Source organism: Corynebacterium gottingense, assembly GCF_003693265.1.
Lineage (GTDB): Bacteria > Actinomycetota > Actinomycetes > Mycobacteriales > Mycobacteriaceae > Corynebacterium > Corynebacterium gottingense.
Genome location: NZ_RDRE01000029.1, coordinates 1 through 11,895, shown reverse-complemented (window position 1 = coordinate 11,895; position 11,895 = coordinate 1). Strand labels below are relative to the sequence as shown.

The window sequence follows — 11,895 nt, the reverse complement described above, 5'->3', positions numbered from 1 at the left end:
AACTGTCCAAACCCCGACCGAAGCGCAGGCCACCAGAATGACCCGCTAGAAACTGTCCAAGAACTCCATAGATTCCGTGTCCAAAAAGTCATTGGACTCCTTGTCCAAAAACTCTATGGACATAACATCTCTAGTTAAAGTACTTAAATCCATTCTAAAACTAGCCATCGACGGCTCTTGTTCCAACTCTGCGCTTCCATTCGCAAGCGACCTAAAGTACAGAATATTATCTTTATGACGCAAGCCTTCCTCTAACACGTTAAAGCTGTGTGACGTAAAGAAGACTCTGATATTCCAATCTTTGGACTCTTTACGAAGCTTGCTCATGAGATCTATTTGCATCGCCGGATGCAATGTTGCGTCAAATTCATCAATTAACAGAACTGATGGACTTTTCTCGGTTTTCGTCGCGTACTCTTTCAGAGCTTGAAACGCATATAGTATTACGAATACATTATCTTGGCCTGCTGAAACTGTGTTTGAATCAACACCATCCGTCGTGGTGTCAAAACTACCTGCTAGCTTTCCCCCATCCCACGAACCCGTCTCAGTTTGCAGCAATTTTAGTCTCGCAATACGGCTGTACGCTTTCTTAAGTTCTTCCATCGACTCGTCAGATAGAACATGCCGTTTCTTGAACCTAATTTGATCATCAATTTCCCCTGGCGCTGACAGCCTCGAAAGCCCTAAGTAGATCGCAGGCACCGACGGAAGGCCCCACGGCTTAGATTGACTGTAGTAGGGAATAAGGCGATGTCGCGCGTCCTGTTTGGAGTTGTGCCTTCTGAAATCCAAACTCCTTCCGCCTTCATAACGGACAGTAAAAAGCGTGCCGACAGTACCTAGCGAGGGGTCGCTATATTTTGAGTCTCGGATCAGTTGTTCGACTTTAAGATTAAGTACTTTCGAGAATCCCGACAATAGCTTATTCCGTGCTACCTCCTCCATCCAGGGCAGACTACCCACTGGCCGTTGAAAAGCATTGCTAAGCAAATATAAAATGCTGCTTTTCCCGATGCCGTTAGCTCCACTAATGATGTTTAGTCCGGGAGAAAAAGGGATCTCGATGTCCGTGAAGCTTCTGTATGAAACTATTTTTATTGACTCAACGTGTCCGGACCAGGGTTCTTTAGAATTTGGAGTTGCTTGTTCAGAACTAGCGTTTTCACTATTCGAGGTCTCAGTCATGCTTTCTCCAATTCCGATGGAATTCTTAAATCTTTTGAAAAAAAGAGGTACTCCCTCTTGCTTTGCCTACTGTTCAAGGAGTAGCGAAGTGTCAGGTAGCGCATGCGCAATTCACGATAGATTTCTCGGGCCAATGGGTGTTCGTCGTAAGAGACGATAAACGCGCATCCGCTGTCTACAATCTGCCTGCTAAAGACACAATGGTCTTTTTGGGAGAAACTATTGTGGTAAAGGGCGGAGCCTTTGCCAATGTACGGAGGGTCAGCGTAAACAAAATGCTGATCCGATACCAACCTTAATTTCTCCAGCAAGATGCCGGCATCATCAGAAAATACCTGGATTTGCTCACGATGTTGATAGATTTTTTCGATTTTTTTACACAGATTGTCAATTGTTGTGGGCGTCAGACGCGCATCAAGTTTCGTCACACCACTTTGCGACTTCCCCCCAACTGGCCCGCCACGCAAAATTCCTGCGCGGTTTGTACGGTTAAGGAATAAGGTTGCGAACGCATGCTCTGGAGTCCATTGCTTAGACTCGTCTTCATAGATAGCACGTTGCATAACCCATGATTCCATGTCGACGGGCGTATCAAATAGGCGATCACAAAGGTAACCAGGCTCTGCAAGTACCGTTCGCCAAAAATTCGCAATGGCGGGATCAACATCATTCAAAATAATCGAAGGCACATCTCCTTCGAAGAGAAACTTGAGTGCCAATCCCGCACCACCAGCGAAAGGCTCTACATATGTCCGATCCGACATTTCGTTAACGCGGAGAATCGAAGCGATCTGTTCATATACCTGCGATTTTCCACCCGGATAGCGCAGTGGTGTGTGTGTAATCGGCACTCTTAAACCACCTCATGTCCTCAAAATGCAGGCGTCAACTTCAAATTCCAACTAGATTAATGGCTACATCTTACGCTAGATTCTTGGACAACGCTTCGATTCTTGCAGACAACAGGGAACTACTAGACCCTCCCACCTGGGGGTTCCCAGGGCTCAAGCGAGGGCCCGGGGAAATCTGTCACTCCCCAAGGCCCCAAAGGCCCGAAGCCCCAAGGGCCCCAACCCCCAAAATTCCCTGCCTAATCCAACTCAGCCAGCAACGCATCCAGCGTCGCCTCAGCGCCAACCTCGTGGAGCGACTTCAACACGCGGGCGTAGGGCTCGGTGAAACGCTCGTCGTCGACAAGGTCGCCGAAGACCTCGCGGTCGCGCAGGAAGGCGAGGACATCCTCGCGGGTGCCCTGCGCGGTTTCCTGCAGGCGATCCGCCATGCGGTCGACCACCTTGATCGGGTTGCCCTGCTCGTCCACACCCTCGGCGTAGCGGGCCCAGGACGCAACGATCGCGGCCGACAGCGTCACGGGAGCCGCGCCGGATTCCAGGTTCTCGCGCACGACCGGGAGCAGCCACTTCGGGATACGGTCCGAGGACTCCGCGCACAGGCGCGCGACGGTGTCCTTCACCGCGGCGTTGCCGAAGCGGGCGATGAGCTGGTGGCGGTAGGCGTCCAGGTCCACGCCCGGCAGCGGCCGCAGCGACGGGGTGCCCTCGCGCTCCATGTAGGCAAGCAGGAAGTCGCGGAAGCGCTTGTCCGCCATCACATCGTGGACAAACTCGTGGCCGGCGAGGTGGCCGAAGTAGCACAGGCCCTGGTGGGAGGCGTTGAGGAGGCGGAGCTTCATCAGCTCGTAGGGCACGACATCTTGGACAAGCTCAACGCCCACCTTGCCGTAGTCGGGGCGGCCGGCGACGAAATTGTCCTCCAGCACCCACTGGGTAAAGTCCTCGCACACCACGGGCCACTCGTCGACGTAGCTGAACTTCTGGGTGATGTCGGCGCGGTCGCCGTCCGTCGTCTCCGGGGTGATGCGGTCCACCATGGAGTTGGGGAAGGTCACGTTGTCCTCGATCCACTCGGCGAGCCCCGGGGAGACGGCGGTGGCGAAGGCGTGGAACATGCGCTGCGCCATGTGGCCGTTGCCCTGGATGTTGTCGCAGGACATGATGGTGAACGGGCGGGTGCCGCGCTCCTTGCGGGTGAGTATCGCCGCGGTGATCAGGCCGTAGAAGGTGGTCAGGGAGGCGAAGTCGCCTGCCTGCAGCGCCTCGATGTCGGCCGCGATGTGCGGGTTGTGCAGGTCAAACTCGCCGCGGACGTGGTCGAAGTTGTAGCCGCCCTCGGTGACCGTGAGCGAGACGATCTTGATCTGCTCATCCGCAAGCTTATCGACGGCCACCTGCGGGTCGTCCGGCGCAAAGACGTAATCAATGATGGAGCCGACCACGCGCGCGTGCTCCGAGCCGTCCGGCGCCTTCTCGGTGACGGTGTAGAGGCAGTCCTGGGACTTCAGGGCGTCGCGCATGCGGGAATCGCCAGGCATGACGCCCATGCCGACGATGCCCCAGTCGGTGTTCAGGCCCTGGGAGAGGAGCTTGTCCAGGTAGAGAGCCTGGTGGGCGCGGTGGAAGCCGCCGACGCCGAAGTGGACGATGCCGGGGGTGACGGCGGAGCGGTCGTAGGTGGGGACGGCGACGTCGGTGCTTTCAGCGATCTGCTGCAGGGTGTCGTTGGAGAGGTGGATGGTCATGGTGCTTCCTTAAGCAAGTGAGGTGGTGTGGGGGACGCCGTCGAAACCGGGCTGCGTGCCCTTGAGCTGGGTGCCCATCCAGGCGGCGAGGAGGAACAGGGCGCAGAAGATGAGGATCAGGCCGGTGGCGCCCACGAGCGGGTAGAACACGGCCACCAGCAGCGGGCCGGCCGCGACCGCCCCGCCGACGCCCAAGTTGTAGGCGGCCATGGCGGCGCCGGGGCGCTCCGGGTTGAGCGAGACGGCGATGGGGGAGAGCGGGACGAACCCGGCCAGGGCCACGCCGAGGAGGCAGGCCGCGACCAGCGAGAGGGCGAAGCCGACGCCGTCGGGCAGGCCCGCGTCCACGGAGAGCATCGGGACGAAGTACACCAGCGCGAGCGCGATGCAGCAGGAGATGGCGCCGGCCCAGACGACGGTCTTGGACCAGCCGATCTTGTCGCCGACGATGCCAAACAGCGGGTTGAACGGCAGGTTGACCAGGTAGATCACCGTGGTCATGATGAGGAACCACTCAAGCGGCCAGTCCAGCCGCTCGGAGAAGTACGCCGGGAAGAACACCGCCATGGCGTAGGTGGGGATGGAGTTGATGGTGCGGATGACGGCGACGTAGATGGCGCGCTTGTCGCGGGCGAGGAGACGGAAGGACTCGCCAAGCGTGTCGCGGATGTCGTCCGGGTTCTCCACCAGCGGCTTGCGGCCGCGCGCTTCCTTCACGCCCAGCAGCGCGATGAGCGCGCCAATAACGACGAGAGCCAGCGAAATCCACAGCGTCTGATAGAAGGAGAGGTGGAAGACGCCGATGGAGACGGTGGCCACGAGCGCGCCCAGCGTGGGCAGGCCCGCGGAGAAGCCGACGTAGAACCAGCCGGTGCCCGCGCCGCGGTGCTCCGGCGCGGAGACGGCGGTGATCCACACCAGGAAGGCGTAGGCGAAGAGCGGGTAGCCGAACCCGCGCAGTCCATACAGCGCGAAGATGAGGAACTTGCTGTTCATCGGCAGTGCGACGGTAAGCAGTAGCACCTCCAGCACTACCCAGATGGCGGCGCCGATGATCATCACCTTGCGCGGCCCCCACAGGTCCGACAGGGCGGCGGCGGAGAACGCGGCGATGGCCACGCTCACGCCGTACACGGTGACCAGGGTGCCCACGAGGGAGACGTTGAAGCCGTGCTCGCCGGAGAGGAACGGTTCCAGGATGTTGGTTTCTACCCCGTCGCCGATCATGAAGATGGTGAGGCCAACAAAGCCCCACAGCAGCGGTCGGGGGAAGCCAAGCCGATCGGCCCAGTCTTTGGGCCGTGTTGCTTGTGTTTGCAAGATTTGCTCCAGCCTGCAGTAAGAATGTGAATGGTGTAGATCACATGACTGCGGATGTGTGTGACCTAGATCAACAGGTAGCACCGCTTTCACATTTAATGCAACATCCTGTGAAATATTTTGTAAATATCCGCCCCCGCACAGGGGTATTGCCACACCGAAAGCAACATTGCGTAACACGCCAATGTTAGATTTTGTGGCAGCTGCGGACCCACCCCAGGACGAAAGTACGCACATGAGCCAACAAACACTCCGCCAGGCGGCGCTAATGGACGAGCTCCGCCTGCGGGGCGACACAAAGACGGTTGACCTCGCCGACACGCTGGGCGTGAGCTCGATGACGGTCCACCGCGACCTCCGGGCCCTGGCCTCGGTGGGCAAGGTGGAGCTCTTCCGCGGCGGCGCGCGCCTGAAACACGGCGAGTTCCGCGAACGCGACGTGGCCATCCGCCGCGCCACCAACACGCAGGTCAAGCAGGCGCTGGCCACCCGGGCCGCGGCGCTCATTGAGCCCGGCATGGTCATCGCCCTCGACGACTCGACCACCGTCGGCGCGATGGTCGACGCGGCGCTGGACGCCCACCCGGCCGGCCTGATCACCCACTCGTTGTCGGTGCTCAGCCACATCGCCACCACCGCCCGCCCGCAGGAGGGCCTGGTGCTCACCGGGCTGGGCGGGCGCTACGTCGCCGCCACCGACTCCTTCCTCGGCGCCTCCACGTGCCGGGCGATGGACACGCTGACCGCGTCGATGTCCTTTGTCTCCACCACCGCCATCAACGGCGACGCGCTCTGCCACCCGGACGAGGACGCCGCGGTGACCAAGACGGCGCTCATCGGGTTGGGCCAGCGCAAGGTCCTCGTGGTGGATTCTTCCAAGTTCGCGGTGGAGGGGATGCACTTCGTCGCAAAGCTCTCTGCCTTCGACGACATCGTCATTGACCAACACACCACCGACCAACACAACCGCGTCCTGGAGGAGTCCGGCGCCACGATCCACGTCGTGCGCACCGACGAGCCCGCGCGCGCCACCACAACCGCAAGCTAGGAGCCACTATGTCATTTGTACTCGGAATTGATTCGTCCACCCAGTCGACGAAGGCGCTGCTTGTGGATGCCGCCTCGGGCGAGGTCATCGACCAGCGCCGCGCCGCCCACCCCACGGGCACGCAGGTGGATCCGACCGCCTGGCTGGACGCGATGCGCGAGGCCACCGCGGGCCTGCTCGAGCGCGCCGACGCCGTGGCCGTGGGCGGCCAGCAGCACGGCATGGTCGCGCTCGACCGCGACAACCAGGTGGTGCGCAAGGCCATGTTGTGGAACGACACCTCGTCGGCGCCGCAGGCACGCACGCTTATCGACGAGCTCGGCGGACCCCGGGCCTCCGCCGAGAAGGTGGGCAGCGTGCTGGTCGCATCCTTCACCGGCACGAAGCTGCGCTGGATGCGCGACCACGAGCCGGACAACGCCCAGCGCACGGCCTCGGTCTGCCTGCCGCACGACTACCTCACCTGGCATTTGGGCGGGCGCGAGTGCTTGACGACGGACCACGGCGACGCCTCCGGCACCGGCTACTACTCCACCCGCGACCGCGTCTTCCTCCCCGAGCTGGCGGAGCGGTACCTCGGCTCCCCGGTGGCGCTGCCGCGGATTGCGGAGCCGAGCGAGATCGTGGGCACCACCGCGAGCGGCGCCAAGGTCGCGGCCGGCACCGGCGACAACATGGCCGCCGCGCTGGGGATGAGCCTGGAGCCCGGCGACGTGTGCGTGTCCATCGGCACCTCCGGGGTGGCCAGCGCGGTCTCCACGAAGAGCGTGCACGACAAGACCGGCGGCGTGACGGGCTTTTGCGACGCCACCGGCAACTACCTGCCGCTGGCCTGCACGCTCAACGGCGCGAAGGTGCTGGACTTCGCCGCGACCATGCTGGGCGTGGACCACCAGCAGCTGGCGGAGCTGGCGCTGGCGGGCACGCCCGGCGCGCACGGCGTAACGCTCCTGCCGTACCTGGACGGCGAGCGCACCCCGAACCGGCCCACCGCGAAGGGCCAGTTCTACGGCATCACCACGACCACCAGCCGCGTGGACATCGCGCGCGCCGTGGTGGAAGGCCTCCTGTGCTCCATGCGCGACGCGATCGAGGCGCTGCAGCGCGCCACCGGCGTGACCACGGAGCGCGTCCTGCTCATCGGCGGCGGCGCGAAGAGCGAGGCGGTGCAAAAGATCGCCCCGACCATCTTCGGTGCCCCGGTGGTGGTGCCCAAGGCATCCGAGTTCGTCGCGCTCGGCGCGGCCCGCCAGGCGGCGTGGGCGCTCTCGGGCGAGGCGGAGCCTCCGCGGTGGGGCGTGCACGACGCGCAGACCTACGAGGGGACCTACTCCGAGCAGGCCGTTGCGCAGTACGAAGCGCTTCGCGACGCAACCGAGCACTTTGACGAGTTTGGCCGGGAGTCCTAGAGGCGCCGGAGAATGAGGTCGGCGGTAGCGACGTCCGTGACCAGCCGGTTGAAAAAGCCTGCCCGGGCGGCGACGATGATGCTCTCCACCTTCTCCGGTCCCACCGCGCACCCCAGCTTTTCCGGGATGCGCATGAGGTGTTCCCGGCTGATGTGGACCGTGCGCTCCGAGTTGGGAAAGCGCAGCGCAGCGCCGGTTTCATCGAAGAAGTGCAGGCAGACGTCACCCACCGCTGACGGCAGCGCGTCCTGTGGGATCGCCTTGGAGATGGAGACCCGCCCCGTTGTGCGCGACCCGACGCCCACGATCGCCCCGCGCGCGTCCCGCCACTGCGCGAGCACGTTGCGGAAGGAGTCGTCCTGCTGCAGCGCCTCGTACACCGGCGAGGAGGGGATGGCCTCGGCAAACAGCGGGGTGTACTCAGCGTTGGAGTTCGCAGCTAATCTGCGCACCGTCTCATTGGTTTGGAACCAGACCTCCGGCTCCTGGGCGCCGCCCACCGCCGGCACGAGACGGGTGTAGCCCAGTCCGCTGCACCGCATGTTGGCAATCCCGGCCGTGGCCATGCCGGAGGCGACAACGACCGCGTCGCCCGCGCGCAGGCCCATGTCCGTGATCGCGGCCTGGACGGCGGGCTCCATCCCGTAGTCAAAGCGGGGAGACTGCGTCCCCGGTGCCAGGTACGCGCCGCGGAGGCCGAGGGCATCGGCAAGCTCGCGCGCCTGCGGGGACATGCCGGGGGAGTCGGGGCGGACTACCCGGATCTGCACGATCCCTGCCTCGCGGGCGCGGGCGAGGAGACGCGAGACGGTCGGCCGGGACACGCCGAGTGCCGCGGCCACCTCGGATTGGCCCAGGCCGGCCTCGTAGTAGAGCCGCGCGGCTTCGTACAGTTTGGTCTCGTCGACGTCATCCATGAGTGGGATTTTAGAGGCCCACCAACCCGGGGGAAGCGGTGCACATCGGTTCTTGACATACGTGCATATGGGCCATAGCGTGTGCCCTATAACACTCACAGGACTCGAATGCGAGGAATCACCATGGCCCTGCCTACTGAAATGCGCGCTGTGATCTGCCACGGCGCGGAGGACTACCGGTTTGAAACGCGCCCCGTGCCCACCCTGGGCGAGGACGACATTCTCATCCGCGTGGAGGCCGTCGGCGTGTGCGCATCGGACCTGAAGTGCTACCACGGCGCCGCCAAGTTCTGGGGCGGCGACGGCCGCGAGCAGTGGGCACAGGAGAACGTCGTGCCTGGCCACGAGATCACGGGCACCGTCGTCGAGGGCTCCGAGGCCGGCCTGAACTACCACGGCGTTGCGGTGGGTGACCGCATCGTAGTCGAGCAGATCGTGCCCTGCGGCGAGTGCCGCTACTGCCAGCGCGGCGAGTACTGGATGTGTGGCCCCCACGACATCTTCGGCTTCCGCAACTTTGACGGCGGCATGGCCGAGTACATGCTCATCCCCACCCGCGGCCTGGTGCACAAGATCTCCAGCGAGATCCCGCCGCACCACGCGGCGTTTGCGGAGCCGCTCTCCTGCGCCCTGCACGCCGTCGAGCGCGCCCAGCTGCAGTTCGAGGACACCGTGGTCATCGCCGGTGCCGGCCCGATCGGCCTCGGTGTCATCGCGGGCGCCCGCCAGAAGAACCCGCTGCGCATCATCGCGCTGGACATGGACGACGCGAAGCTCGATCTGGCCAAGCGCTGCGGCGCGGACCTGACCATCAACATCCGCAACGAGGATGCTGTTGCGAAGGTCAAGGAGCTTACCGACGGCTACGGCGCCGATGTCTACATCGAGGCCACCGGCCACCCGTCCGGTGTGGTGCAGGGCCTGGAGATGCTGCGCAAGCTGGGCCGCTTTGTGGAGTACTCCGTCTTCGGCTCTGAGACCTCGGTGGACTGGTCCATCATCTCCGACGACAAGGAGCTCGATGTCTACGGCGCGCACCTCGGCCCGCACACCTGGCCCGCTGCGATCAAGCTCATCGAGTCTGGCACGCTGCCGCTCGACGACATCTGCACCGACCAGTTCGGCCTGGAGCAGTTCCAGGAGGCGCTGGACATGGTGGGCGACTCCGCCGGTGCTTCGGTGAAGGTGTCCATCCTGCCACAGCAGTAGGGCCTTAATCACGCAGCCCGGGCGATCCGCTGTTTGGCACGCCCTTTGTCACACCCAGGGGTATAGCGAAAATGAAGGGACCCCGTCCGATGCTTCGGCGTGAAGCCGGTATTCGGACGTGATCCCTTCCCATCCGGAATACGCAGAAGGCGACTACCGCCTTCTCGTATCCACTCACGAACGACAGTATGCCACGCAGGAAGATCCCTCAAGCCCTGCGCGTAGATGGGAGGCCGAACCTCTAGGCAGTAGTGGGGGCATGCGCCATCGTGAGTGAGGTATGCGGACTGCTTCGGCAACGTCATGCTGCTTTAGCCGGACCGAGAATCCACAGTGCCAATGTTTCAATTCTCTCCAATCCGGGAGTTGTACCCAGAAGTGGTTTCATGCTCATTCTGCGCCTAGCTGGAAGTCACTTGTGTGTAGGGAAAGAGTTTGACGTGTAAATTATATGTGTTCACTACATGGAGAAACTTTGCCCACTCGCAACGGAGACCCAAACGTGCCAACCAACGCAGATAAAGCTTCCCGCCTCTTCCTCTACCTTTCGGCCCTCGAGCGCCGAAAGGAGAAACCGGTGCTCACCACCGCGAGTTACGGCAAAAACGGCGGAAACATTCTGCGCCTCGAAAGAATCCGCTCGCTAGCTGAACAGACCAACATGGTCTTTCTCTGCCAGCAACTCCAAGAAGCGATGGAATTGGACCCCTCTCACCGTATTGGAGAAAACGCGGGGTCCAACGTACTTGCGATTTTCAAACGACCAAGCCCGCAACCCACACCTGAAGTCCCCGAAGTGCTGGAGCATTCCATCACCGAAACGGTGGATGATCCCCACGCCGAACCAGAACTTCTCGACACTGAAGATGGCTCCCCGCACTCAGCGGAAGTAAAAAGTGCCTTTTCCGAGTGGATTCAGCACTGGCGGACGTGGTCCACACTGACGAAGTACGGTTTGGCCTACCAACAGGTTTTTGAAATTCAAACCAGCGCCAACCAACAGTCCGATGAGTTTGAGATTGTCCTCGGCCTAGGCAATTTGGCGTGGAAGTTAGAAAAGAACTCCATTGACAGGCCGCTGTTTACAACTGGCTTGGACATCTCACTGGACAAGCGGAATGGCGATATACGGCTTGACCTCTCCGAAGATGACCTGCGGATGGAATTTGAGGCCGTCCCACCACAAAAACTTGAGGATGGCACCTTCCTTTCGGACGCAAAGGAACAGCTCGAGGCAACTGAGGGTGACATCCTCGATGAGGAAACCTTCGCTCCGCTTGGACACGTCACCGCAAATGGTTTGGATACCGATGCGACATATCTTTCGACTTGGCAGCGGCAATTCCCCAAAGACGTTCCGGTGATTGCGTGGCAACCGACCATTATTATGCGCAAACGGCAGCGAACCGGCCTCGCTATGGCGTTTACACGCATCGCGCAGCATATTGAGGAATCCGGAGAAGTACCGGCAGGCCTCGCCCCGCTCGTCGACCCATACGCGCCATCACAGGTACGAATCAACCCCACTCCTGGCGCCATTTTTGAGTCCAATGGCGAGATCTTTACGCCCCTCCCGCTCAATGAAAAGCAGAAGCAAGTCTTGCAGCGGGTCGATTCTCACGCGCAAACGATCGTGCAAGGACCTCCCGGTACCGGCAAGACCCATATGGCCGCCGCGATGCTTTCGCACTTTTTGGCACAAGGTCTCCGGGTGCTCGTCACAGCGCAAGCCGATCGCGCGCTGTACGAACTCCGTGGAAAGCTCCCCGAAGAAATCCGAGAGCTCGCAGTATCCGTCATCAGTTCGAATCAATCTGACCTCGCCGACCTCCGTGTTGCGGTCGATACAATAAACCACCGCTCAAGCTCCTTCAACGAGTATGTATCGCAAAGGGACATCACCTCACTCGAACAACAGCTCAATAGTCTGAGAGAAAAGCGCACGCGACTTCTCCGCGAATGGTCTGAAACTATGGCCGCGGAAAATACCCCGCTTGATGTTCCGAGCTATGAGCTCCGGATGTCAGAGGCAATAGAGAAATGGTCGCGGGAGCAGTCAACTTTTGAATGGATTCTCTGAGAGTGTCCGATTGTTTGTGTGCGGGGGCTTGGTTTACAAGTAGTCCGCGAATCGGTCGGGGTAAGCCACGGCTAGTTGGTTGATGGCTTGTTTCCACCCGGTGGCTTTCGCTCCTTCAATATAGC

The 11,895-nt window shown here is 61.3% G+C and carries 9 protein-coding genes; 4 read left to right on the top strand and 5 right to left on the bottom strand.

The window, feature by feature from the left end:
• Window positions 1–45 precede the first annotated feature (45 nt).
• The 4 genes from EAW56_RS10330 to EAW56_RS10315 form a co-directional block, all read right to left on the bottom strand.
• The gene (locus EAW56_RS10330) at window positions 46–1,188 is read right to left on the bottom strand and encodes an AAA family ATPase (protein ID WP_122086434.1); all 1,143 of its coding nucleotides are present in this window, start codon (window positions 1,186–1,188) and stop codon (window positions 46–48) included.
• Complete coding sequence (locus EAW56_RS10325) at window positions 1,185–2,039, bottom strand: DNA adenine methylase (protein ID WP_095553826.1); 855 nt, start codon at window positions 2,037–2,039, stop codon at window positions 1,185–1,187. Before EAW56_RS10325 ends, EAW56_RS10330 begins: the two co-directional genes overlap by 4 nt.
• A 239-nt stretch (window positions 2,040–2,278) precedes the next feature.
• Complete coding sequence (locus tag EAW56_RS10320) at window positions 2,279–3,787, bottom strand: mannitol dehydrogenase family protein (protein WP_095553827.1); 1,509 nt, start codon at window positions 3,785–3,787, stop codon at window positions 2,279–2,281.
• A 9-nt stretch (window positions 3,788–3,796) separates the two neighbouring features.
• The gene (locus EAW56_RS10315; RefSeq protein ID WP_369825030.1) at window positions 3,797–5,110 is read right to left on the bottom strand and encodes an RbtT/DalT/CsbX family MFS transporter; all 1,314 of its coding nucleotides are present in this window, start codon (window positions 5,108–5,110) and stop codon (window positions 3,797–3,799) included.
• A gap of 232 nt (window positions 5,111–5,342) precedes the next feature.
• On the opposite strand from EAW56_RS10315, the gene EAW56_RS10310 reads away from it, so the two are divergent.
• Complete coding sequence (locus EAW56_RS10310; RefSeq protein WP_095553829.1) at window positions 5,343–6,155, top strand: DeoR/GlpR family DNA-binding transcription regulator; 813 nt, start codon at window positions 5,343–5,345, stop codon at window positions 6,153–6,155.
• An 8-nt stretch (window positions 6,156–6,163) separates the two neighbouring features.
• Entirely contained in the window at window positions 6,164–7,564 is a 1,401-nt protein-coding gene (xylB, locus tag EAW56_RS10305) for a xylulokinase (protein ID WP_122086432.1), read from the top strand.
• Here xylB and EAW56_RS10300 read toward each other — a convergent pair.
• Complete coding sequence (locus tag EAW56_RS10300; protein ID WP_122086430.1) at window positions 7,561–8,481, bottom strand: sugar-binding transcriptional regulator; 921 nt, start codon at window positions 8,479–8,481, stop codon at window positions 7,561–7,563. The two genes, xylB and EAW56_RS10300, sit on opposite strands and share 4 nt — an antisense overlap.
• A 123-nt stretch (window positions 8,482–8,604) precedes the next feature.
• Between EAW56_RS10300 and EAW56_RS10295 the strand changes: the two genes are divergently transcribed.
• Window positions 8,605–9,690, top strand: coding sequence for an alcohol dehydrogenase catalytic domain-containing protein (locus EAW56_RS10295; protein ID WP_415528571.1), 1,086 nt, complete (start codon window positions 8,605–8,607; stop codon window positions 9,688–9,690).
• Between the two features lie 502 nt (window positions 9,691–10,192).
• On the top strand, window positions 10,193–11,770 hold the full coding sequence (locus EAW56_RS10290) for an AAA domain-containing protein (protein WP_167457426.1): 1,578 nt from the start codon (window positions 10,193–10,195) through the stop codon (window positions 11,768–11,770).
• The last annotated feature ends 125 nt before the right edge of the window (window positions 11,771–11,895 follow it).